This is a genomic window from Sphingobacterium chuzhouense, from assembly GCF_014692525.1.
GTDB lineage: Bacteria > Bacteroidota > Bacteroidia > Sphingobacteriales > Sphingobacteriaceae > Sphingobacterium > Sphingobacterium chuzhouense.
Map to the genome: position 1 here is coordinate 610,014 of NZ_JACNYL010000002.1, position 25,460 is coordinate 635,473.

Consider the following 25,460-nt stretch of genomic DNA (forward strand, 5'->3'; position numbering starts at 1 on the left):
GATAATTTATTATGCAAACGAAAATAATTTTAAACCGATTTTTAACGGCTTGTATTACAATTACGTTATTGATGACAAGTTGCGAAATTCAGGAGAATTTTAAATACGAACCTTCCGGAGTAGACGGCATATTAGGCGTGACAGCATGGAGCTTCATCCAGGCAAACGATGATTTTGATCAATTGGAAAGGGCAATTATACGCACGGGGCTTCAAAATCTCTATCAGGAGGAAGAAAGGACTTTTATTATTCCAAATAATAAAGCTTTCAGTACGTATCTGGAAAGCAGTAGTTATAGTACTATAGAAGATATACCGCTACCTATTTTACGAAACATGTTGCGGTACCATATCGTAAAAGATCGTGTTATTTTTACCGATCCGACCATTGGTCGTGACCAACCGCTCCCGTACGAAACAGAAAACGGACAAACCATGTTTCTTTCTCGCAATAACAACTACGTGGGATTGATCAACCAAGGGACTACGAGACAATGGGAAATCCGCACGTCTAATCTGGAACCAACAAACGGCGTGATACATGCCGTCGATTTTATCGTCTATTTTTCTGCTCCGGCTATCGATAATAGTGAGGATCCTACGCTCGTGAGAGATACGATATACCCTTTAGCTGATTCGTTTGTCGCTGGTAATAGCGCAGGTGAAATATATGAAAACACCAATTATGGTACGAATCCGCTTCTTAGACCGAAATACTCCAGCCCAGCACTTAACTCTGCTTATGATAGGTTTGCGTATCTCATGTTTGATCTTGATGATTTTGAAAAACCGGGTATCGTTGTGGATGTGAAACTCCGATTAGCGGTTAGTTTCACCACGGGAGATGGCTATATGCTAAATCTTTTTAAAGCAGCGAACAACAATTGGTCGGAATCGACCATTACTTTTAAGAATGCGCCAGGCAAAATCGGAGACCGTATTTCGTATGTAACCACATCAAAAGTAAATGCTTTCAATTTTGATATCACGAATTTTTATAAGAATGAGTCTCCAAGTGGCCGGGTGTCGTTTATGTTAGAAAGTGGAGCCGCTCCGGCAGGTAATAAAACCGACGATCTGGCCTCAAAAGAGCACGCTACGCTGGATCCTCCGATGATTATCGCTACATTAGCAACAAATCAAAATGTCTTGGTCGTAAAAACAAATGAACCGGTCGCTGTATCAAGCGGTGGTTCGACAGTCATCCATACAGATCTGCTGGAGCTATCCGGTGCTGATGCAGCCGATATCATCTATACCGTGAAAACTGCTCCGCAAAAAGGTTGGCTCATCAGAGGGGCAGACATCATTGGGCAAAATGGAGAATTTGTGCAGACGGATCTCCAATCCTTAAGCCTGCTTTACATTCATGACGGCGAAAGCACCGGAGAAGACACCATGATACTATCCGCTAGAGATAGGACTGGTGCGGAGATAGAAGATATAGAAGTTAAAATAAATATTCAATAGTTTTTAATATGCAATTCCTTCTAAATAGTTTTAAAATATTCTTTAGTGTCACGATGTTGTTATGGTCTTGCTCGTCAGACGCGAATGAACCCGATGAACAAGTGAGACCAACAGAGCGGATAATCAAGTTCTCAGGGTATGACTGGATTGTTCGTACATCGAACGATGAAAGAGTCGGTCCCGGACCGAACTACTTTTCTGATTCGGAAGATAATGTGTGGGTTGATGAAGGTGGAAGATTACACCTCAAGATTGTGCAGCGAGGGGGTATCTGGTATTGTTCGGGAATAGTTCTAAAACAATCCTTGGGTTATGGCCAGTATGTTTTTTATCTAGCTAGTGATGTAAGCAAATTAGACCAACATGTCGTGGGAGGCTTGTTTACTTATCTCAATGATGAAGAAGAAATAGATATTGAGTTTTCTAGGTGGTCAGATCCGGAAAACCAAGATTCCCAATTTGCCGTACAACCGTCAGATCGTTCCGGCAACAAAGAACGTTATGATTTAAACTTATTAACGGAACGTTCGACCCATTCCTTTAATTGGCAACGGGAGAGAATCGATTTTTTCAGTCGTCAGGGACATGGCTTATCCGTTGATGAAGATAACCGAATTCATGAATGGACTTACAAAGGAAACGATATTCCATTACATAAAGGCACGGAACGTTTGCGACTCAATTTATGGCTGTTCCGCGGCCAAGTTCCTTCAGATGCGAAGGAACAAGAAATGGTCATCGAGAAAGTAGAATTTATAAAGTAATACCAATAAAGGATTTCCGATTTGCTAAACATTTCGGAAATCTTTTATGCTTACTTTAGCTTGAATCCTTTATTAACCTGCTTTAAACCCTACAAAAGATGCAAAGCATAAGTGCTTATGTAAAATATCCACTTGTTTAAATCCAACTTTTTCTAGTAACTGTAGTTGGTACATTAAGCTTCGGGGTGAGTCTTCTTTCTCGATATAAGCGAATACATGATCTTTATATTCATCGTCTTTCAACCCTGTTAAATACTTTCCGTACAAATCATGATAGATATATTGCTGTAAAGCAGGGTCGACCTGATGCACTAAATCAAATATCCAGATACTCCCGCCTTCGTTTAATAAATCAAATAACTTTTTAAATGCGGTTTCCCAATCATGATCATCTCGAAGATGGTGCAGTACTGCTGTTGCGATAATCACATCATACTTTTCTGTACCAAAATTAACTGTTCTAAAATCGCCTTTGCGTATATCCACTTTACCTGTCGTTACTTCACCTACCCTTTCCCATGCTTTATCTAACATCGGTTGACTTAAATCTAACAAAGTGACATCGATATTCGTTATCTTTTGCGATAACTTTACCATATAATTCCCCGCGCCACAACCGATGTCTAATACAGTACCGAGTTTAGGATAACGACGCGAAATAGCTTCCGTTATAAGTTCCATATTAAACGAAGCATCCAATGTCGTCTGCTGCCCGGTTTCCAGCTGAGAAAAACGCTCAACGTCCTTATCAAAACGCTCTTCTATTTCCTGAATGGTGGATTTCATCTTTTTATTTGTTTTAACAAATTCTCTAAATTTGTCAATAATACTAAAAATAATATAAAGCTGCCTAAGAGCCCGCTTTTCTTCACGAGGAAGTTTACTCTTATAGCGGAATTGGTAAGTGTTATATAATATTACGTCATCGGAAAACTACATTCTATAAAATATAAAGAGGTAAAATACAGGGGAAACAGATCGGATTTATTATTTTTATAGTAAACAAAAAATAAAAAAATGATCGATAAACTTCAGCAAATAATCCAACAGACAACAACTCAAGAGGTTGACACTAATAGCGACATCGCTAATAATCTGACTGGCAATGTAGCTAAGGAAACAGGTTCGTCTTTGATTGACGGTTTAAAATCAGCCGTCTCGGGCGGAAATTTAAGTGATTTGTCTGATATGCTTGGTAATACAGATAAAAATGCCTTGACGTCTAATCCCATAGTAAAAACTATAATTTCTTCACTCACCTCCAAATTGGGTACAAATGTTGGGTTAGACAACAATACCGCAGGCGGCTTTGCCAATTCTATTATTCCACAAATCATCAGCATGATTTCCAGCAAAGTACAAAGTGGAGATTTTAATATCAGTGACATTATAAGTTCTCTCGCCGGTGGCGGTACGGGCTCTGTCTTAGATCAGAACGGTGACGGTAAAGTTGGATTTGACGACGCTATAAGTGCGGTTAAAAAAGGAAAATTAGGAGATGCACTAGGCGGATTATTTAAAAAGTAAATATTTTATAAGTAGCCCCCACGTTTAAATTTACTATCTTTATAATAGAGGTATAAATTTAAGCATGCATGAGACTATATACTATTGATACTGGATTCTTTAAGCTGGACGGGGGCGCTATGTTTGGTGTGGTCCCAAAATCATTGTGGCAACGTACCAATCCTGCTGATGAGCGCAACCTATGTACTTGGACGAATAGATTGCTCCTCATTGAAGACAGTAAACAATTAATCTTAGTAGACACCGCCATAGGTGATAAGCAGGACGAAAAGTTTTTTAGTCACTATTTTCTTCATGGCGATGCTACACTCGATGGTTCACTAGCAAAATATGGTTTCCACCGCGATGATATCACCGATGTCATTCTTACACATCTTCATTTCGATCATTGCGGCGGTGCAATAAAACGAGACGGTGAACGTTTTTTTCCCGCTTTCAAAAATGCACGTTTCTGGAGCAATGAGAAACATTGGGAATGGGCAATACACCCAAATCCTCGAGAAAAAGCCTCATTTCTCCGAGATAATATTCTCCCTATACAAGAAAGCGGACAGTTGCACTTTATAAAGGAGGGGGAACCGTTTTCTTCTCACATTGACATCCGCTATGCGTACGGGCATACAGAATCCATGATGCTTCCACAAATTCGTTATCAGGGAAAAACAATTCTCTACATGGCAGATTTACTACCCTCTGTCGGGCATATCCCCCTTCCATATGTAATGGGATATGATGTTCGGCCGCTGACCACGATGGAGGAGCGTCAACATTACTGGCAAGAAATCGTGGATAACGAATATATATTGTTTCTGGAACATGATCCCATCAACGCGTGCTGCACATTACAACATACCGAAAAGGGTATTCGTTTAAAAGAGACATTCCGGCTGGAAGATATGTTCGGCTAATTTTGCTTAAGGTATTATTTTTCAGATTATACCTGTTCTATATTTTCCGCATAGCAGTATCCTTCGATATTATGTATGCGAACGAGCCACCAATAGACGTTTGCGCGACTGATGACCGTAACTATTTCGCCTTTCTTCACATTCCCGATAGTAGGCAATTCTACTCCAGGGCCTTTGTGAACATTTAAGATCGGATCTTCCATAAATAGCCTTGCTTTACAACCCTTTACGGTAGACAAAACATCAACGTCCAATAAAACTTCTCCCGAAATAAAATTAGGATCGATTTGGCTATAAATATCCCACAGCTTATTTTTTGCTTCGGCATTGGGAGTCACACCTCGAATAATCAAAACACCGTTTTGTTCCATAAACTGCAAATCCTCAGTAATTAGATTTCCTGCTTCGTCTAAAAGTGCTTTATATTTATCGAATAGTGCCATGGATCAAAATAGTTGCTTGATAATGGAACAATAAATTAGGGATGATTGTTTGGAATCGTTGTCGATTATTACGGTTAATAAATAGCTGTTATAAGCTGTTTAGTCCCATTAAAGACGATTCGATCGCTTACTTCTAACCCGAACAGCAGTTTCCCGATCGGCGAAGAGGGTGAAATTACGATGAAATTTGTCCCATTGACTTGTTGTTGTCCCAAACTGACAGCAATAAAATAGGTTACCTGCTCCGTCACGACTATAGCACCTATTTCTGCCTTTTGTTTTGTTCTGACATCTGTTTTTTGAAGTAGAACCCAATCCTTTTTTGTCTGTGATAATTGTGCGTGATAACGGTTTAAATCCTGTTGTATCATCTCACGTGATGTTTCATATTTATCGCCCGCGCTACTTTTGGTTTCGCTTTCTATTGCCTCTTGTGCCTGCTGGATTGCAAGAGTGATTTCCTCCAATCGTCCTTCAATCTGTTGAAGACAATGGTTTAATAATTCCTTTTTTGCAGCAATGTCCATATTATATCGAATAACTATAAAAAAAACCTCCCGAATATTCAGGAGGCCTAAAGATATTTTAAGTTACTGATTACTTATTGCGATTTTTCATCTCTTCAACTTTTTTTTCCGCGTCTTTAGCAACTTTATTTGCTTTTTCTCCGGTTTTTTCTACCGCGTTATCAATTGCCTTTCCGGTAGCATCCGCGGCATTTTTTGTGGCATCAACTGTTTTATCATAGGCTCTATCTAACGCGTTTCCTGTAGATTTGGCCGCATCTTTGGTTGCATCTACAGCTTTGTTTGTGCCTTCTTCTACCTTAACACCTGCGTCACGAGCGGTTTTTTTTGTTTTTTCCCATACAGTGTTAGCCTCATCATAGGTTTTACGGGCGCTCTCCTCGGCTTTTTTATCTCCTCTTTCGATCGCATCATCCAAATCAGCTTTTGCTTTATCTAACCTTTCCTCAGCTTTGGCCAGTTCTTCCTTTAAAGTAGCATGCGCGTGATCTTTATGCTCTTCTAATGTTTCCAATGATTGATCCAGTTTCTCACCGGCCGTCATCTCACTATCAGTATCATTGTTTTTAGGATTGTTGTTACACGACGTAGCAATGATAGTACCTGCGACTGCTGCTATTAACATTAATTTTTTCATGTCTTTTTCCTTTAATTATAGTTTTGATAGTTAATTGTTTATGTAAACAATTACTATACCAAAAAGTATTATTTAGGATAGACTGTACCTTTTGCAGCCTCTAATGTATTTTTTAATAGACCTACAATAGTCATCAATCCTACACCACCGGGAACAGGTGTTATCCAAGATGATTTCTTAGACACCTCATCAAAATCAACATCTCCATAAAGTTTAAAACCCGATTTCGTCTCCGCAGATTCCTCTCGGTTAATGCCCACATCGATTACCACAGCACCTTCTTTTACCATATCCGCTGTAACAAAGTGCTTACGGCCAATAGCTGCGACGATAATATCTCCCGCAAGTACCTCTTCTTTTAAATTTGCTGTGCGGCTGTGGGTTAAAGTCACCGTACAGTTTCCTGGATTATTGTTACGGGCCAATAATATACTCATTGGTGATCCTACGATATTACTGCGGCCAACCACTACCGCTTTCTTACCAGCGGTATCAATACCATAATACTCGAGCATCAGCATAATGCCATAAGGTGTAGCCGGTATGAAACACGGTAGATTACGTTGCATTCGCCCTAAATTAATTGGGTGAAAACCATCGACATCTTTGCGATAATCGATCGTTTCCGTAATCTTTTCCGGATCAATATGCCGTGGCAAAGGCAACTGCACAATCAGTCCATCAATATTCGGATCCTGATTAATCTCCTTTATTTTATCAATTAGCTCGTCCTCCGTAACATCCACATCATAACGGATATTCGTCGATTCAAAACCTACGAGTTCGCAATTACGCATCTTACTAGCTACATACGTTTCGCTTCCTCCGTCATTTCCAACCAAAATAGCTACCAAATGCGGTTTACGTCCCGATTGTGCCGTAAATACTGCAGCTTCTTTTTTTATATCTTCTTTAATTTTTGCTGATACCAGCTTTCCGTCTAATATATTCATTTTTTGTGATCCGTAACGCGTGATTATCTTCGATGAGCTCGCAAGCTCGGTTAACTTCGTTGAGCCCTTCGGGGATTCATAACTTATCTTTACTCTTTAATCCAACTTAAGTACTGCCATGAATGCTGACTGCGGGATTTCTACATTTCCGACTTGACGCATTCTCTTTTTCCCTTTCTTCTGTTTTTCCAGCAACTTACGTTTACGAGAAATATCTCCTCCATAACATTTTGCTGTAACATCTTTACGCAGGGCCGAAATAGTTTCGCGCGCAATAATTTTTGCTCCGATAGAAGCTTGTATACGAATTTCAAATTGTTGGCGCGGCAGGAGCTCTTTTAATTTCTCACAAATTTTCTTTCCAAAATCATAGGCATTGCTCCGATGAATGAGGGAAGACAAGGCGTCTACAGGCTCATCGTTTAACCGAATATCAAGCTTTACCAAATCCGACTGCCGATATCCAATCTGGTGATAGTCAAATGATGCGTATCCTTTAGAAATCGTCTTCAATTTATCATAAAAATCAAAAACGATTTCGCCCATAGGCATTTCAAAAGTCAGTTCTACACGGTCCGACGTTAGATAGGATTGATTGATAATCGTTCCTCTTTTTTGGATACACAATGACATCACTGGCCCTACAAAGTCTGCCTTGGTGATAACATTCGCTTTGATATAAGGCTCTTCGATAAAATCCAATTTACTTGGATCGGGCAAATCCGATGGATTATGCACAACAACCTCTTTTTTATCTTTCGTAAGAAATGCACGATAGGACACGTTTGGCACGGTGGTAATCACTGTCATGTTAAACTCACGTTCCAAACGCTCTTGAATGATCTCCATGTGGAGCATTCCTAAAAAGCCACACCGGAAACCAAATCCCAATGCGGCAGAAGATTCTGGTTCAAAAACCAGCGAAGCATCATTGAGCTGCAAACGGTGCATAGATTCGCGGAGCTCTTCATAATCTTCGGTATCCACTGGGTAAATTCCCGCAAAAACCATTGGTTTCACCTCTTCAAAGCCTCTGATCGCTTCAGTACACGGACGATCGCGATGGGTAATGGTATCTCCTACCTTCACTTCACGCGCTTCTTTAATACCTGAGATAATATAACCCACATCGCCTGTTTTTATCACATCTTTGGCCACCTGGCTAAGTTTAAGTGTGCCTATTTCGTCTGCAAAATATTCTTTTCCAGTCGCCACGAATTTCACACGGTCGCCTTTTCGGATTTCGCCATTTTCTACCTTAAAATAAGCCATAATTCCTCTAAAAGAATTAAAGACAGAATCAAAAATTAAGGCTTGCAAAGGTGCGTTCGGATCTCCAACCGGAGGTGGGACACGCTCGACAATAGCTTCGAGAATATCTGACACCCCCATTCCCGTTTTTCCTGAAGCAGGTATAATCTCTTCTCGCTTACCACCAATCAAATCGATAATCTGATCCTTAACTTCTTCTGGCATAGCTCCTGGCAAATCCATTTTATTGAGCACCGGGATAATCTCCAAATCGTGTTCCAAAGCTAGATATAGATTGGATATCGTCTGCGCTTGAATGCCCTGAGAAGCATCCACAATTAACAGCGCCCCTTCACACGCTGCAATCGAGCGCGAGACCTCATAGGAGAAATCGACATGCCCGGGAGTATCAATCAAGTTCAAAATATATTGCTCGCCATCCTTGGTATATTCCATTTGAATGGCGTGCGATTTAATCGTTATCCCACGTTCACGTTCTAAATCCATATTGTCCAACAGTTGCGCTTGAGCCTCCCGTTGCGTAATGGTGTTCGTAAACTCCAACAGGCGATCTGCCAATGTGCTCTTCCCGTGGTCAATATGGGCGATAATACAAAAATTACGTATATGCTTCATACAGGTCCTTATCCAATATTCTAATTGGCAAAGATAAATTTTTTAAAGCAGATATTGGTGGTAAAAAGGCAAGAGCATCTAATTATATTTTGCGTTAGCGACAAGGGAGAAAGGTTTGGTTCATATTGATATAGGATAGATAGCTTACCAACGTATATAAAATATTCGTCGGCAAGCTATCCTAAATATCTCGGAGCATTATTGTTGAACGGAAAGTACCTGATTTCTCTCCAACAACTTGTTTTTCAAATTGCGGTAATCTATATCTTGAACAGCTTTATTTTCTTCAATAGATTGTACAGCCGCAATAGCTGCGCTCTCCCCTAACAACATAAATACGGGCTCCATGCGTATAGAACCAAATGCAATATGAGAGGAAGATAATGATACTGGAACCAATAAATTGGTGCATTCGTTACGCTTAGGTGTAATAGAACGGAACGAAACCGGATAAGGTTTAAACCCATGTATCTCCACGTTTCCCTCATTTTTCACCATATTGTCTACAACAATACGCTGGATATTATGACTATCCATTCCATACGCTGCCATACCCACGGGATCGTCAACAACTTCGGTTCCAACACAGTTATGTTCTGTCATTACATACTCTCCTATCATCCGTCGTCCTTCTCGGATATAGAGTTGGGGCGTAAAATGTTTATTGCTTATATATTCATCCTTTGGATACCCCCATTGTGATACAAAGTTACGTAGCGAATCCGGCACCCGCTTATCACTGACATAGAAGTAGAGTAATCCCTTGGTATAAATAAGGTGCTCTTCAAAAATCTTTTTACGCTCTTCAAAACTTGCTTCTGGCCATGCATAATTTGCGCCGATCATGTCCGTTGAAAATGCTCCCCGATTGTTTACATCGGTTTTACGGTTAGGCATCCTACTCCATATAAAATAACTACTAATTTTCCGATCGTTTGGCTGCGCTTCGAACAGACGAATTAACAGCTCATATTTTTTGGGATCGTATCCCTTAGGTTTGGTAATAGGTATCATATTCTCAACGCTATCGGTAAGACATATACGAAAATTATAAGCTTGAACGCCATCGTCTCCAGTTCCGATAGGTGAGGCGGCCTTTTCGCTGATACCCCATAGTAGCCCGCTTGATGGGTCTTCTGGATTTACATAGGGGCTTACGCCATCAGGAAATTGATGATAACCCGATTGTTTACGATACTCAGGAAGTTGAAAACCGCTATATGTTTCACCATATACACTGTTGTCTTCTCTTCCGACGGTATAAGAAACACCAGCTAACGCCAACAGATCGCCTTCGTAAGTACAGTCCAGAAACATTTTAGCAGTAACATATCTCTTTTTTCGGGTTGACCCATAAGTATTTACCAATGTCACTGATTTTATTTGTGTATTTTCTTTAGTTACACTTTCAATCCTCTTATTGAAAATAATAGGTATCTCAGCTTCTTTTATATAGTCATCAAATACCTTAGCTGCGGCGCTTGGTTCAAATTTCCATGTTTCTTCTTCTTCATAAATCTTACCTAATCGTCTGTAAAAATCTCGCGATAGCCCGCCTATGGCCTGTTTATTTCCAATGTCGGTCTGACCAAGCCCCCCCGAGGATAGTCCTCCTATATGCTCATCTGTAGCAATCAATAGAACCGATCTTCCCATCTGCTTAGCTGTATATGCCGCAATCACTCCTGATGAAGTTGCTCCATAAATACATATATCATAGTGTTCTTCGTTTTTTAAAGAAGATGCTTTCATGGTGCTAACTAAGCACCCTAATAAAATTGTTAAAAGAAATATCTTTACTTTCATCATCATTATGGCTTTTAAAAATTATTTAATTATCAAATTAATGTGCTAAATAAAGTTGGCTATGAAACTCATATCAATAATTTGGGTTTTGGATAAGCTCATGGTTTACTTCCATTTCCAACCTCGGTATGGGCCACAGATAATCCCGATCTTTATTATAAACTCTGGTTTCTATTACTCTCATCTTATTTCCATTCGGAACAGCCTCATAGTGGGGAGTTCCATTTTTATCTATCGTAGGAGCTGTTTCTAGAAAGTCGTTCCGCACTCTACCCAATAATTTTCCGGGCATAACTTCATGTGCTATTTTCCAGCGACGGATATCAAAGAATCGTAATCCTTCCGCTGCAAATTCATACTTTCTTTCTTTTCTAATGATATATCTCAAATCCTCTTGGCTTTTTCCACCTGTTATGGGAGGCATCTCTACCGAAGAGCGCTGACGAACGGCATTTATAGCGTTATACACGGATTGATCGATCTCGTTAAGTTCTACTTTAGCCTCCGCATAGTTCAACAATACTTCGGCATATCGAAAAAGAATAATGTTAATATTTGAACGTCCAGGTTCTTCCCTATCGGCAACATCCGTATACTTACGCCACAGATAACCCGAAAAAGTAGCATAAGCATTAGTTGCATCGATATTTGACACTCTGGTGGCTGGCACCGTGTTATAGTTCCAAGTCATCAAACTATCCGGATGTGTTTCAAACATATAGTTTATGAATCGGGTCTGTGGCAAAACAATGCTGTAGTTTAATCTCGGATCACGATTCTCGAATGGCTTTTCAGGATTGAACAGCGGGGATTTGTCAATAGGAAGTCCATCTATGCATTCATAAGAATCAACCATAGATTGAACAGGTATTTTTCCAGAAAAACCTTTTGCTAACCGAGAGTAAAACTGATTTGCAAGTCCGTGAACCTGTAAACCTTCCAGATATTGAACAGAAAAAATTATTTCTTTTGAATTTTGTCCCGCATAAGAAAACAATTCATCGAATTTATCATGCAATTGATAGTTTCCTAATTCCATCAATTCTTGCGCAGCATTCACCGCTTCCTCCCATCTTTCATTAAAAAGTGCAACCCTTGATTTTAAAGCTAGCGCTGTCCCTACATTTACCCTTCCTCTATTTGATGAATTAGTGTCTTTTAAAAGAAAAGGTTTTGCAGCATCTAACTCCGATATAATAAAATCGGTGATTTCATCCTTCGTAGCACGCCGTGTTTGTGAGTCAGACAAAGATACCATGTGTTTGATAAGGGGCACACCGCCAAACAACTCGTTTAAATAAAAATAATAATAGGCTCGAAAAAAACGTGCCTCCGAAATAAGTCGGTTGTAACTTTCTTCCGGCACAACTTCTTTAAGACGTTCTTCCTGATCAAGAATATTATTACATCTTGCTATGCCCATATAAAAGTGCGACCAAAAACCACTTGTAAAACTATTATTAGGATTTATTAATCCTAATCCAAGAACCTGTAGATCGTTGGTATTCCTTTCCCATGCTATATCGGAAGCATAGTCGAGCGTCAAAGAAAAGGGTGTTCCTGAAAAAGAATACCACAATGAATTATACACACCAGTTACCGCTATTTCCAATTCCGTTTCATTTGCTAAAAAATTTTCATTGAATGGGCTATCCAGCGGAAAGCGCTCAAGATATTCCTTATTGCATGATATACCTATCATACAGAAAATCAACATTATATATAGTTTACTTTTCATTACTATGTCCTTTCTATTAAAACCTGACATTCAATCCAACAGTATACACTTTCATCTGTGGATACCAACTCCCGTTTCCTACTGGTCCTTCCGGATCATACCCTTCCCAAAACTTGGAAAAAGTGAAAAGATTTTGTCCGCTGGCGTATATTCTCCAATTTTTCATACCAGCCAAAATCGGCAAGGTATAACCTATTTGTATATTTTTAACACGCAGATAAGCCGCACTTCTCATCCAGAACGTTGAATTTTGAATATTATTTATCTCATTAAAAGCTAAACGCGGGAAAGAAGCATTGGGGTTATCGGGTGTCCATCGATCTTTATGTTGTTCCTGCACCGTTCCCCCTTCATAAAAAGGCATAATTCCTTGTCCATACAAATAACCATCCGCTTTCCCAACACCTTGCATGAATAAGGAAAAATCGAATCCTTTGTATGTTAAATCTACATTTGCACTATAGCTGTAGCGAGGTAGATGACTTCCCATAATGATTTCGTCACGTTGATCAATCACACCATCGTTATTTTGATCTTTATATTTAATATCTCCCGGTGCTACACTTCCAAACTGGGCAGCGTGATTTTCCACATCCTCCGTATTTCCAAAAAATCCGATTGCTTCATATCCATATAACGAATTCATGGGATACCCTTCATGGTTTACTTGTAATCCCGTCCGTTGCACCCCCTTCATATCCAATACCTTATTCTTTACATCCGAAATATTTAGCGTAATACCATAATTAAATTCATTAAAAGAATTACGATAACTCAAGGAAAGATCCCATCCTTTATTTTCCATGATACCGGCATTTTGGTAAGGTGCTCCCAAACCGATTGATTTTGGAATATCAAGTTGCAACAACAAATCTGTTGTTTTTCTGTAGTAATAATCCGCCGTAATATGCAGATGAGACCATAATATTAAATCCAGTCCAATATCCGTCACCGCGGTGGTCTCCCACCGAATAGCCGGATTTGCCATTGTATTCAATGCTGCTCCCATATTTATTTTTTCATTAAAAGAGTAGTTGTTGTTACCTATAGATACAAATGCTGCAAATGGATAACGACCAATATCTTGATTTCCTAATTTACCCCAAGACCCTCGTATTTTCATATCTGTTATCACATTCGAAAAATTCTGCGCAAATGGCTCTTGTGAAATCCGCCAGCCTGCAGAAAAAGAAGGAAAAAAGGCGTATTTATTACCCGTTGCAAAACGGGATGAACCATCGTACCTTCCATTTGCTTCAAACAGATATTTTTCCTTGTAATTGTAATTCAGTCGTCCGAAAAACGATCTTAAAGCCCAATGGGAAGCTGTTCCACCTGTTCGCTCATTTTCTCTATTTCCTGCGTTAATCTCTTGATATTGCGGTAATAAAAACACTTCTCTATAGGCGGATAAATCATTATCATACTGATCTTCCTGCTGAAACCCACCTAGCACCGTTAACCGATGATTATTTACGATTTCTTTGTCAAAAGTGGCTAGTAAACGAACATTATTATACCAAAGTTGGCTATAGCTTTCTGTTAAAGAATTTCGGGTAGGTTTCGCATAACTTTTACTACCATCCCAATTATATGTCTGGATAATATCAGAAAATGATTTGTTATGGCTTATTTCAAATTTTGGAGAGTAGACAAAATTCAGTTTTAACCACTCGGACGGTTCATACTTTACATCCAAATTACCTATAGAGCGTATGGGCATTTCGAAATTAAGTCCGCCATCCCTTGCTTTAGCAATAGGATTATCACCATTCCACCCTTCTCCGTATTGGCCAGTCGACAGAATACCGGCTTGATTAGCAGGTATTCTTCTCATCCAGTGAAATATATTGGATGTTCCGGACGAAGGCTCTGTAAGTTCTCTTCGTGTTAAAAACAAGTCCATAGCGGTACTCCACTTCTCACTCAATTTAATATCCGTATTTAAGCGAAAACTATAACGCTTAAAATTGGTATTGTCAATTATTCCGTCTTGGTCAATATAATTAAGCGATCCGAATACCTTGACTCGCTCTGTTGAAGAACTTAAACCTACGTGGTGGCTTTGCATAAAACCACTATTTTTCATAGTTAATTTTTTCCAGTCCGTATCGGGGTAGCGGTCTGGATTAGTAGATCTTCCAGCTATATATTCATCAAGCATTCCTTGAGAAAACAACGGATCACGCCCTGTATTGGTGTAAGCCTCATTAATCAAGGTCATATGATCCAATCCATTAACAAGATCAGTCATATTTGTAGGTGTTTGCCATCCCGCATACGCACCATAATCTATATTAAAACCTTGTTTATCCGCTCTCTTGGTCGTCACCAATATAACTCCTCCTGCTGCTCTTGCCCCGTATATCGCAGCAGACGCGGCATCTTTTAATACCGAAACACTTTCGATTTCATTGGGATCTACATTATTAATATTTGTTTGTACACCGTCAACAAGTACAAGAGGTCCCATACCACTCCCAAGTGTTCCAACTCCTCTAATTAACAAGTTTCCATCGTCACGACCGGGCTGGCCTGATTGTTGCCTTACTGTCAAACCCGGCACCAAACCCTGCAGTGCCGCTGAAGATTGAGCAACTGGTCTTTTGGCTATTTCCTCACCTTTTACAGTAGATACAGATCCTGTCAGATTCACCTTCTTTTGGGTACCGTATCCAACAACAACAACCTCGTCCAAGCCGCTCAACGATTCCGCAAGCGCTATCTCCACGCTACCCGAAGCGGGCACGGATAGTTCTCTTGTGGTATATCCCAACAAGGCAAACACCAATATTTGACCGCTTTCTACAGAAAGAGAAAACCGGCCATGACCATCAGAAACAGTTCCACTGGACATGCCTTTTATTCTTATCGTCACACCACTCAACAACTGTCCATTGGTTCCCCGAATTGTGCCGGATAGTATCCGTTGTTGATCATTCGTTGGTATACCAGTTTCTATATCGGATTTTGGTTTCGGTTTTCTTTGACGAACAAGTACGAGATTTCTGTCAATCTCAAATACTAAGTTATGTGGATTGAGCACTTCCGTCAAAATCTCTTTAAAGTCGCGGTTACGTACCTGCAAAGTGATTCCTTGTCTTTTATTTATCAATGCACCATTATACAAGAAGTCGTATCCAGTCTGCTTCTGAATTTCATCTAAAACATCCCGAAGCGTTGCGTTCTTTACGCTCAAGTTCACCTTTTGAGCGAAAGTTTCCGCCTGTGCATGCATTAAGGAAATCAATACAATGAAAAGTATAACCTTCATCCTAATTATATATTTAAATAGGGTTTGCCGCAATTCCTTGCGATTTTTCAAATAGAATTTATACATTTGGTAGTAGAGTTTGTGGACAATAATTTGATTATTATCTTTTTTTGCTTTTAGTCAGATTTATTTTCCTAAACACTTTTATAATCGGGAGTGCTGGTACCACTTCCGATTTATGTTTATATATATATATTTAATTCTTGTTCGCCAGCTTAATTCATTACCGTTACCCTCCTTCCTTCAATTTTAAATTTATAGCTAGATATTCTTTCCAAATGCTCCAATAGCTCGGAAAGTCTTCGTGTTCTTATTATAGAGGCTACAAAAAGATCATCAGTACGTGTCTCTATGTGTAATTCTTCAATATCATACCATCTCTCGAGTTGTTCCATGACCTGATCAATATTATAGTCGTTAAAGCTGAAATAACCTTCTTTCCAGGCCAACACATCTCTCATCCGTGCGTCTCCTATACTAATATTTCCTTGATGGTTTACGACTGCCTGCGTTCCTGGAACGAGCACGGTCTTACCTTGTTTACTTGTCACTTCCACCGAACCTTCAACCAAAGTAGTATATACCCCATTTGCGGCCGGATTTGCGGTTACATTAAATGCGGTACCGAGAACTTTGACAGCTGTGTTTCCGGCGGATACCACAAATGGCTTGTTTTCATCTCGGGCAACCTCAAAATAGAGTTCGCCCGTAATTTGTACGTTACGTTCCGATAAGCCAAAAGCGGATGGATATGTAATACTTGAACCCGAATTTAGCAATACAGTTGTGCCGTCAGTCAAACGTAGTTTCGCGGTATTACCTTTTGGATTTGTAAACGTCTTTAAATCTCCTTCATTATTTGTTTGCCTTACCACAAACAATATCCCTCCTTCTTCATCTCCAACAATCTCAATCCCTTCATTGGCTAAAACAGATTTATCCGTTTCCATCAGGTTATATACAGTGCCATTAGCTAAGCTTAGTCTGACTTGTGCTTGATCTGGAAGAAAAATGTCGTTTTCCATAACTACTGTACGGCCTTGCAGATCGTCTGATTGATAACGGTTGAATAGTACCGTAAATAACAATAGCGCCCCGACTAGGATCGCCGCTGCCCACCATATTCGATAACGTCTATGTTTTAAAGAAATTAAATCCCGGTTGTTTTCGGTTGTTCGATCAGTCAATGTAGATCTTATTTTACGTAATGTATTGTCTGGATTGAATTTTTCAGGCTTATAATCGATATCTAGATATTTTGCTATCAATCTATCCAACTCGTTATCAACATCCTCTACATTCTTTTTATCGATGAGTTCCAAAAGCTCTCTTAATTCCGCTTTTTCAATATTATTTTTGGCGTATTGCGTCAATAAGTATTGTAATCTACTGTTATTCATCCGGTTCTACTAGTTTATAAAATGGCACTATAATGCTATGACCGTGTTGTCTAAACGTAGAACACCGCAAATAAAAAAAAAGACTAGTCGTTTTTTGATTTTTTTATTTTTTTCAACCTAAAAGTATAAAAAGAAGAGAAGAAAAAGTGCTTCTTGACCAAGCCCACTCTTTTTCAAACTTTTGGTGGCTTGCACAATGTGGTTTTTTACGGTATTGATAGAAATATCCAATTGGTCAGCAATTTCTTGATAGCTGAATCCGTCTATCCGGCTTAACGAGAATACCTTTTTCTGTTGAGGTGGCAAGCTATTTAAAAAATTCTGAATTTTCATTTTCAATTCTTTCGCGGCGATGATATCATACGTAGAATCGCTGGTTTCAGAGAGCCCATCCCATAGACGTTCAAAACAGTTATAGGAACGCTTGATACTACGTAGCTTATTAAGTGATAGTCTTTTTGTCAATACATATATGTATGTCCACAAATCTTGATCCGATTGGATTTTAGCCCGATTTTCCCATAACTTTATGAATACCTCTTGAACTATATCATCACTCCAACCTGTATCTTTGACAAGAAAGAAAGAAACATTGAATACACGTTCAACATAGGTATAATATATCCTTTCAAATGCATCTTCTTCCCCTGTTATAAACAAGGCAAGCACGTCCTTATCAAGTTGTTTTATCATTTTTAGCGCCCCTTTTTACTGGCCAACTTTTTTCTAAAAATAAGATAATTATAATATATTTTCAATTTTTCAATAACCGCTAAATTTGGAATTTATATAACTTTCTATCTTTTCATAAACTTACGGTCGCAGTGGACGAGATGGAACAAAAACAAAAGACCGATAAAAATCGGCCTTCCTTGTTGTTTAGTTTAGTGTTCGAGTTAATTTAATTTCCGTCAATTATTTCCTTCATATGAAAGCCTCTCGCCGTGTTGTGATAGATCCAATCCCTCTTCTTCTTCTTGATCACTGACACGTAATGGTGTTATCATATCTGTTGCTTTTAGAAGAATGAATGCGATCACGAGAATAAATACAGAGGCTCCAACAAGGCCGATAAGGTGCGCGGTAAAAAGCCCTGTTTCTCCGTAATACAAACCATTCGTTTCCACCGCCCCGTTGATTGCAGAATGTGCAAATACGCCGGTTAATATCATACCAACCATTCCGCCCACACCGTGGCTAGGAAATACGTCCAATGTATCATCGATATTCGATTTGGTACGCCAGTCAATCAATAAGCGACTTATAATTGCTGCAACCGCACCAATAACGATAGAATGTGGAATACTTACAAATCCCGCGGCAGGTGTGATAGCCACTAAGCCGACAACCACACCGATACAAGTTCCCAAAGCAGATGGTTTGATGCCTCGTGCGGCATCAAATAAGATGTACATAATTGCTGCCGCACCAGATGCAGCCGTTGTAGTAGCCATGGCTGTTGCTGCCAATGCATCCGCCGCGAAAGCTGACCCGGCATTGAAACCAAACCAACCAAACCATAGCAACCCCGTCCCTAAAAGTACATAAGTTATTCTTGCCGGTGTATGTTCTTTCGCCGTTTTACCTTGTTTCAAATAGATTGCGGAAGCTAATGCCGTTAATCCGGCAGACATGTGTACTACTGTTCCACCGGCAAAATCCAAAACACCCAATTGAAGTAAAACACCGTCGGGATGCCATGTGGCGTGTGCCAATGGTGCATATATAAAAATAAAGAATAAACAGATAAAAAGAATATAAGACGTAAAACGAATACGTTCGGCAAAAGCTCCCGTAATAAGCGCTGGCGTTATAATCGCAAATTTAAGTTGAAACATAGCAAACAGCACAAATGGAATCGTAGGAGCGCCTTCCCAAGGTTCGCGATCCAACACACCATTAAACATAAAGAATGTTGTCGGATTCCCGATAATCCCTCCAATGGATTCGCCGAATACCAAACTGAATCCAAACGCAAACCACATGACGGCTACGACAGCCATACAAATAAAACTTTGTAGCATAGTCGAGATAACGTTTCTTTTCTTAACCATTCCACCGTAAAAGTAGGCCAAACCCGGGGTCATGATCAAAACAAGCGCTGTTGATGTTAACATCCAAGCTACATCTGCGGAATTATACTCATGTTCGGCCGAACCCGCAGGCAAAGCTGGGTTAAAAAATGCAATAACCACCAAAATAACCATTAACAAGAATGGTAAAAACGATTTTTTCTGATAAATAGACATATGTTCATAATTTTTACGACACAATAATATGTAAAATATTCAAAAAATCAATTTTTTTATTCAAAAAACATAAAAAACAATGACATATAAATAAAAATTACATAAAAAAAAGATATAAACAATACAGAACAAAAAAATAACGCAACAGCTAACAAAAAAACAAAACATATTAAACAAAAAAAGAGCAAATTTGATATTTGCCCTTCTTTTATTAAATTATAGTCTTTTCTTTATACTTATAATTCTTCTATTCTACGAATATCGGCTCCTAACGCTCGTAATCTTTCCTCAATATCTTGATATCCACGTTCAATTTGGTCTATATTATATATAATAGACCTCCCTTGTGCCGATAAAGCCGCAATCAAGAGAGAAACTCCTGCTCGAATATCCGGTGAGGTCATTTCAATACCTCTTAATTTCACCTGTTTATTCAACCCAATGACTGTCGCACGATGCGGGTCACAAAGAATAATCTGCGCTCCCATATCAATCAACTTATCCACAAAGAATAAACGGCTTTCGAACATCTTTTGATGAATCAATACATTTCCTTTTGCTTGGATAGCGGTCACTAAGACAATACTCAATAGATCCGGGGTGAAGCCTGGCCATGGTGCATCTGCAACCGTCAATATAGAGCCATCGATAAAGGTTTCAATTTCATAGGAGTCTTGCGCGGGAATAAAAATGTCGTCACCACGCAGCTCAAACAGTATCCCCAGTTTTGCAAATACGGTCGGGATAATGCCTAATTCCGAAAAACAAACATCCTTAATCGTGATCTCTGAACCGGTCATCGCTGCCATACCGATAAAAGATCCGATTTCAATCATATCTGGCAACATACGGTGGCTCGTCCCTCGTAATCGATCGACACCTTCTATCGTCAGCAAGTTTGATCCAATACCTGAGATTTTAGCGCCCATACGATTCAACATCTTACACAACTGCTGCAAATAAGGTTCACAAGCGGCGTTGTAGATCGTTGTGACTCCTTTAGCCAATACCGCTGCCATCACAATGTTTGCCGTACCCGTTACCGACGCCTCATCCATTAAGATGTATGCACCTTTCAATTCCGACGCATCTACATTAAAAAAATTCTTTTCGGCGTCATAGACGAATTTCGCGCCCAATTTCTCAAATCCCAGAAAATGCGTATCCAATCGGCGGCGGCCTATCTTATCTCCTCCCGGTTTGGGAATCGCTGCCTTTCCAAAACGAGCTAACAAAGGTCCAACAATCATAATAGAACCGCGCAGACCTCCACCTTTATGCTTAAACTCTTCCGATTGAAAATAATCTATGTTGATGTTTTTTGCTTCAAACGAATAAGTATCTTTATTGATCCGGATAACAGAAACTCCCAATGCAGCTAACAGGTCAATCAATTTATTCACATCTTTGATATCGGGAATATTGCTTATGACTACTTTTTCCTCGGTGAGCAACACAGCAGATAGAATCTGTAATGCTTCGTTTTTTGCTCCCTGGGGAATAATCTCTCCTTTTAATTTCTTTCCTCCGATTATTTCAAATGCGCTCATCTTTTATTATCGTATATTAATATTAAAAAAACAGAGAGCAACCGGATAACGATTTTCGCCACACAATTGCCCACCTATTAAAACAGTCAAAATAGCTTATCTTCTATACGAAACTTTTTTAGAACCATTTTTTTTCTTCACCATATTCTTTTTACCGCTGCTTTTTTGATTATTACTTTTTTGGTTATTGTTGGTACTAGTGGTCGTGCCACTTTTTGTCCGGTTGCCCGGAGGCGGAGTTTTAAAATCAAGCTTAGTCAATACTGTATCGGCTGGCAATGCCAGTTGCCCGTTAGAAAGCTCCGTTAGATTTTGGATGATGTGCTCGTCTTGCACCGTATCCTTATTCCATGTCATATACGCCATCTTCATGAAATTAGCGATAGACAAAGCCATACGTTCCCTATTTTCCGGAGCAGGCATAGCGAGCGCCTTTTCAATCATGCGTTCAACGGTATGACCATAATGTTTATAACGAATGGTGTGTTGCGGATAATCCAGCAGCTCAGGTTTTTTGTGAATAGCATCACGTGCCGGAACGGGATATGGAGAATCCACATCGATCTTAAAATCAGAGATGATATGCAGATGATCCCATAGCTTATGCTTAAAATCTGAAACATCCCGCAGATGCGGGTTCAATACGCCCATCATGTCGATAACGACCTGCGCATATCGGTTTCTTTCCTCTTTTGTCGGAAGTGTGCATATATAGTCTACCATATTCTGCACATTTCTTCCATATTCTGCCAAAATCAATTTTGACCGGGTACTGTTATAGTCGAAATTCATAAAGTGTAGTTTTACGCTTAGAAAACGTTATATAAGCGCAGTTTATTATTTTATCTATTATTGTACTATTCTAAGTTTTGCAAATTTAAGCAACAATTGTTTCTGTCCCAACTCTTTAAAGAAAATAGTTGCTTTTATATCCGGCCGGTTACCTTCTAGGTTCACTACTTTTCCAAATCCGAACCGTTCGTGTTCTACTTCCATCCCCACTTGTAACACAGACGTATCTGACGGCGCAAAGCCCGGTGTAGGAACATGTGCCTTCGGCAATATCGAAGTCGTTTTGATTATTTTTGGCTTTGGTTTTGAAAATGATTCCGTATCTTTCTGCTTCCAGGCCATACGCTCCGACTGAAAACTGCCCCCTGTTTCCATAATGGTACTCCGGGGTTTAAAATCAAGCTCCAAACAAGCCGGATTCAGCTCATCCAAAAAACGGCTAGGCTCACAATTGTTGAGTGTTCCCCAGCGATAACGCGATGTGGCATAGGACAAATGCAGTTTTTTCTCCGCACGCGTCACCGCTACATAGAAAAGCCGTCTTTCTTCCTCTAGCTCCGAACGGGAATTGAGAGAAAGTTGCGAAGGGAAGAGGTTTTCTTCCAGTCCAACAATGAATACCACTGGAAATTCCAATCCTTTTGACGCATGTATCGTCATCAAGGATACCGTATCTGCATTTGGATCTTTGTCGTTATCATCATTGGTCAACAAAGCAATATCCTGCATGAACACATCGAGCCCCTTCTCTTCAATGTCTTCACGTTCTGAAAATTCCTTTATACCGTTCAACAATTCTTGGATATTTTCATAACGACTAAGCCCTTCAACCGATTTATCTTCATAGAGATCTTTCAATATACCGGAATGTTGTGCAATATGCATCGCTGTATCAAACGCCGAGTTGGTTTTTGCCACAGCCTGGAAACTTTGAATCATTAGTCCAAAATTACCTACTGCATTGGCACTTCGTCCGTCTAGAAACATCTGTGCATTAACCACGACCTCCCACAATCGATATTGTTGCTGGTCGGCAGCCACCAAAATCTTCTCTAACGTGGTATCTCCTATCCCTCTACGCGGATAGTTGATGACGCGCTTTAATGCTTCTTCATCATTGGGGTTGAACGTCAAACGAAAATATGCAATCAGATCTTTGATTTCCTTACGTTGATAGAACGATGTACCACCATATAGTTTATAAGGAACATTGATTTTTCGCAATGCCTCTTCCATCGCGCGGGATTGCGCGTTTGTTCGGTATAAAATGGCGAAATCTTTATATCGCAAATTTTTTAATGCACGTTCTTGCGTAATCGCTTCCGCTACGATTTTACCCTCTTCATTATCAGAAAACGCACGGGCAACCTTTATTTTTTCCCCGTCCTCATTTTCTGAAAAAACATTCTTTTCCAACTGATTTTGGTTCTTCTCAATAACGCTGTTTGCCGCATTGACAATCATTTTTGTAGAACGGTAGTTCTGCTCCAGTTTAAAGATTTGAACGTCTGGATAATCCTTTTGAAAATTTAAGATATTTTGGATATTCGCGCCGCGAAATGCATAGATACTCTGTGCGTCGTCCCCTACTACACAAATATTTTCATTGACCGCAGCCAATCTTTTCACAATAAGATATTGAGAAAAATTTGTATCTTGATACTCATCCACCATCAGGTATTTAAATTGATGTTGGTATTTGTGCAGCACTTCCGGATACTTATTTAACAACACATTTGTTTTAAACAGAAGATCGTCAAAATCCATGGCCCCTGCCCGATAACAACGCTGCGCATAGGTCATGTATATCTGCCCCATCTGTGGACGTCCATTTGCAATGTCTTCAGCTATAATAGCCTCGTTCTTATTGTATTCCTGGGGAGATATCAGATTATTTTTAGCAGAAGAAATACGCCCGTATACATGATTGGCATTGTATAGCTTATCGTCGAGGTTCATTTCTTTTAGAATGGCACGGATCAAGCTTTTTGTATCGTCTGTATCATATATCGTAAAATTCCGGGGATAGCCGATGAGTTCTGCTTCTACACGAAGAATGCGGGCAAATACGGAGTGAAAAGTTCCCATCCATATATTCTTTGCCTCTTGCCCCACAACGCTCATGATACGCTCCCGCATCTCTTTTGCAGCTTTATTGGTAAAGGTAAGCACTAAGATATTAAAAGGGTCTACACCCTTCCGAATCAAATGTGCTACACGATAGGTAATGACGCGCGTCTTTCCCGAACCCGCACCGGCAACAATCATCACTGGTCCTTCCGTCTGCTCCACAGCTGCCCGTTGCGAAGGGTTTAATCCTGCTAAATAATCCAAAATTTTCTCCTAATTTTTTTATGACAAGCACTAACAAAAAGTAGCTGTAAAATTAAGAAAAATAATTGACTTGTCTATTGTTCTAGTTAGTGTAATACGCTTTTATTATAGCATTTATTGCCACATGATGGTTCAAAAACGCGTCTATTTTAGGGATATCCCAAAAAACTTTCTGGCGCGTTTTTGAACCTTTTTACATGCTAATTCGGCTACTTTATATAAAGAAAACAAGGATAACAATATTATTAAGGCTGTTTCTTGCATTCGTATTGAAAAAACTAAGCTCTAAAAACAGCTTCATCTTTTCGAAAAACGACTTCATCTTTTGGCAGAATGGCTCCATCTTCTAAAAAAAATAACTTCATCTACGAACGGGTTAACTTCATGTTTTTTCAAAATAGCCTTATCATTTGGTGTAATAGCTTCATCTTTTATCAAAAGAGGAATATGTTTGGTTTAAACAGGAACATCCCCGAGGAAAACGGCTTCACTTTCTGTAAGAATAGCTTTACGTTTTCCTATGGTAGATACATCCTGGCAGAGAACAACTTCATCTGTTGGCTGCATAGGAACATTGTTTTGGGAAACAGAAACATGAGCGAGCCCGAGAACTTCAACAATCTCAAACGCAGCCCTGCCGAGAGGGAAATAACCGATTTGTGCTATAAATAATTTTGTCAGTGTATCCTCATATGGGGGTGAATGAAATTCGCTGAATGTATCAAGAAGGAGTGCAAAAATGACCAATAAAATAATAAAGGTTTCCAGCCGGGCGGCTAGAAACCTTTGTAAAACCAATTATAACTTACCGCCATGCTCTAGCGGCCTGAATTATGAACTACTAATTTAAAAACTACTTTGTATATATACAAGGAAAAAATATATTTTTATTTTTGAACAAAATAATCTGTAAAATATGAAACCTACTATCACCATTTTATATTGCCCAAAATGTGGATGGATGCTCCGGTCTGCTTACATGGCGCAAGAATTGTTAACAACGTTCGTAGACGACCTTTATGGTATCACTTTGGTACCGAGCGAAATCAGTGGACGTTTTTCTATAGCAATTGATGGAGAAGTTATTTTTGACAGGAAAAAAGAAGGTCGATTTCCAGAAATCAAAGAACTAAAGCAGTTAGTCCGGAATATGGTTAATCCGGACAAAGATTTGGGACATTCTGACAAGAAATAAGGACATG

21 protein-coding genes are annotated in these 25,460 nt (G+C 39.4%); 5 read left to right on the forward strand and 16 right to left on the reverse strand.

Going from position 1 to position 25,460, the window contains the following annotated elements; translation table 11 throughout:
* Nucleotides 1-11: 11 nt before the first annotated feature.
* Both H8B21_RS08990 and H8B21_RS08995 read left to right on the forward strand, forming a co-directional pair.
* Nucleotides 12-1,469, forward strand: a complete 1,458-nt coding sequence (locus H8B21_RS08990) for a CBM96 family carbohydrate-binding protein (protein ID WP_190313438.1) — start codon at nucleotides 12-14, stop codon at nucleotides 1,467-1,469.
* 8 nt (nucleotides 1,470-1,477) lie between these two features.
* Nucleotides 1,478-2,233, forward strand: coding sequence for a glycoside hydrolase family 16 protein (locus H8B21_RS08995; RefSeq protein WP_190313439.1), 756 nt, complete (start codon nucleotides 1,478-1,480; stop codon nucleotides 2,231-2,233).
* Nucleotides 2,234-2,305: 72 nt separating this feature from the next.
* On the opposite strand, the gene H8B21_RS09000 is transcribed toward H8B21_RS08995, so the two are convergent.
* Nucleotides 2,306-3,019, reverse strand: coding sequence for a class I SAM-dependent methyltransferase (locus H8B21_RS09000; protein ID WP_190313440.1), 714 nt, complete (start codon nucleotides 3,017-3,019; stop codon nucleotides 2,306-2,308).
* Between the two features lie 231 nt (nucleotides 3,020-3,250).
* Between H8B21_RS09000 and H8B21_RS09005 the strand changes: the two genes are divergently transcribed.
* Both H8B21_RS09005 and H8B21_RS09010 read left to right on the forward strand, forming a co-directional pair.
* A complete protein-coding gene (locus H8B21_RS09005) occupies nucleotides 3,251-3,760 on the forward strand; it encodes a hypothetical protein (RefSeq protein WP_190313441.1) in 510 nt (169 codons plus the stop codon).
* A 68-nt stretch (nucleotides 3,761-3,828) separates the two neighbouring features.
* Nucleotides 3,829-4,668 (forward strand): MBL fold metallo-hydrolase, encoded by an 840-nt coding sequence (locus H8B21_RS09010; RefSeq protein ID WP_190313442.1) that lies wholly within the window; start codon nucleotides 3,829-3,831, stop codon nucleotides 4,666-4,668.
* Nucleotides 4,669-4,694: 26 nt separating this feature from the next.
* Here H8B21_RS09010 and H8B21_RS09015 read toward each other — a convergent pair whose 3' ends face one another.
* From H8B21_RS09015 to H8B21_RS09085, 15 genes are all read right to left on the reverse strand, one after another.
* On the reverse strand, nucleotides 4,695-5,111 hold the full coding sequence (locus H8B21_RS09015; RefSeq protein WP_190313443.1) for an SH3 domain-containing protein: 417 nt from the start codon (nucleotides 5,109-5,111) through the stop codon (nucleotides 4,695-4,697).
* A 74-nt stretch (nucleotides 5,112-5,185) separates the two neighbouring features.
* Nucleotides 5,186-5,638, reverse strand: coding sequence for a hypothetical protein (locus tag H8B21_RS09020; protein ID WP_190313444.1), 453 nt, complete (start codon nucleotides 5,636-5,638; stop codon nucleotides 5,186-5,188).
* Nucleotides 5,639-5,708: 70 nt separating this feature from the next.
* Entirely contained in the window at nucleotides 5,709-6,275 is a 567-nt protein-coding gene (locus H8B21_RS09025; RefSeq protein WP_190313445.1) for a hypothetical protein, read from the reverse strand.
* A 68-nt stretch (nucleotides 6,276-6,343) separates the two neighbouring features.
* Nucleotides 6,344-7,228 carry a bifunctional 5,10-methylenetetrahydrofolate dehydrogenase/5,10-methenyltetrahydrofolate cyclohydrolase gene (locus H8B21_RS09030; protein ID WP_190313446.1) on the reverse strand — a complete coding sequence of 295 codons (885 nt, stop codon included), beginning with the start codon at nucleotides 7,226-7,228 and terminating at the stop codon, nucleotides 6,344-6,346.
* 96 nt (nucleotides 7,229-7,324) lie between these two features.
* Entirely contained in the window at nucleotides 7,325-9,115 is a 1,791-nt protein-coding gene (lepA, locus tag H8B21_RS09035) for a translation elongation factor 4 (RefSeq protein ID WP_190313447.1), read from the reverse strand.
* Between the two features lie 198 nt (nucleotides 9,116-9,313).
* Entirely contained in the window at nucleotides 9,314-10,867 is a 1,554-nt protein-coding gene (locus H8B21_RS09040) for an FAD-dependent oxidoreductase (protein WP_223814938.1), read from the reverse strand.
* Between the two features lie 127 nt (nucleotides 10,868-10,994).
* Nucleotides 10,995-12,623: a RagB/SusD family nutrient uptake outer membrane protein gene (locus H8B21_RS09045; RefSeq protein ID WP_190313448.1), complete on the reverse strand. Its 1,629-nt coding sequence runs from the start codon at nucleotides 12,621-12,623 to the stop codon at nucleotides 10,995-10,997.
* 52 nt (nucleotides 12,624-12,675) lie between these two features.
* Nucleotides 12,676-15,933 carry a TonB-dependent receptor gene (locus tag H8B21_RS09050; protein ID WP_190313449.1) on the reverse strand — a complete coding sequence of 1,086 codons (3,258 nt, stop codon included), beginning with the start codon at nucleotides 15,931-15,933 and terminating at the stop codon, nucleotides 12,676-12,678.
* Between the two features lie 215 nt (nucleotides 15,934-16,148).
* The gene (locus tag H8B21_RS09055) at nucleotides 16,149-17,333 is read right to left on the reverse strand and encodes a FecR family protein (RefSeq protein WP_190313450.1); all 1,185 of its coding nucleotides are present in this window, start codon (nucleotides 17,331-17,333) and stop codon (nucleotides 16,149-16,151) included.
* A 117-nt stretch (nucleotides 17,334-17,450) separates the two neighbouring features.
* The gene (locus tag H8B21_RS09060; protein WP_190313451.1) at nucleotides 17,451-18,026 is read right to left on the reverse strand and encodes an RNA polymerase sigma factor; all 576 of its coding nucleotides are present in this window, start codon (nucleotides 18,024-18,026) and stop codon (nucleotides 17,451-17,453) included.
* Nucleotides 18,027-18,244: 218 nt separating this feature from the next.
* Nucleotides 18,245-19,582 (reverse strand): ammonium transporter, encoded by a 1,338-nt coding sequence (locus tag H8B21_RS09065; RefSeq protein ID WP_190313452.1) that lies wholly within the window; start codon nucleotides 19,580-19,582, stop codon nucleotides 18,245-18,247.
* 236 nt (nucleotides 19,583-19,818) lie between these two features.
* On the reverse strand, nucleotides 19,819-21,132 hold the full coding sequence (gene murA, locus H8B21_RS09070; protein WP_190313453.1) for a UDP-N-acetylglucosamine 1-carboxyvinyltransferase: 1,314 nt from the start codon (nucleotides 21,130-21,132) through the stop codon (nucleotides 19,819-19,821).
* A 96-nt stretch (nucleotides 21,133-21,228) separates the two neighbouring features.
* A complete protein-coding gene (locus H8B21_RS09075; RefSeq protein WP_190313454.1) occupies nucleotides 21,229-21,924 on the reverse strand; it encodes a DUF4290 domain-containing protein in 696 nt (231 codons plus the stop codon).
* 57 nt (nucleotides 21,925-21,981) lie between these two features.
* Entirely contained in the window at nucleotides 21,982-24,258 is a 2,277-nt protein-coding gene (locus tag H8B21_RS09080) for an ATP-dependent helicase (protein WP_190313455.1), read from the reverse strand.
* Nucleotides 24,259-24,714: 456 nt separating this feature from the next.
* A complete protein-coding gene (locus H8B21_RS09085; RefSeq protein ID WP_190313456.1) occupies nucleotides 24,715-25,056 on the reverse strand; it encodes a hypothetical protein in 342 nt (113 codons plus the stop codon).
* A 118-nt stretch (nucleotides 25,057-25,174) separates the two neighbouring features.
* Here H8B21_RS09085 and H8B21_RS09090 point away from each other — a divergent pair, with 118 nt between their 5' ends.
* Complete coding sequence (locus H8B21_RS09090) at nucleotides 25,175-25,453, forward strand: SelT/SelW/SelH family protein (protein ID WP_190313457.1); 279 nt, start codon at nucleotides 25,175-25,177, stop codon at nucleotides 25,451-25,453.
* Nucleotides 25,454-25,460: the final 7 nt, after the last annotated feature.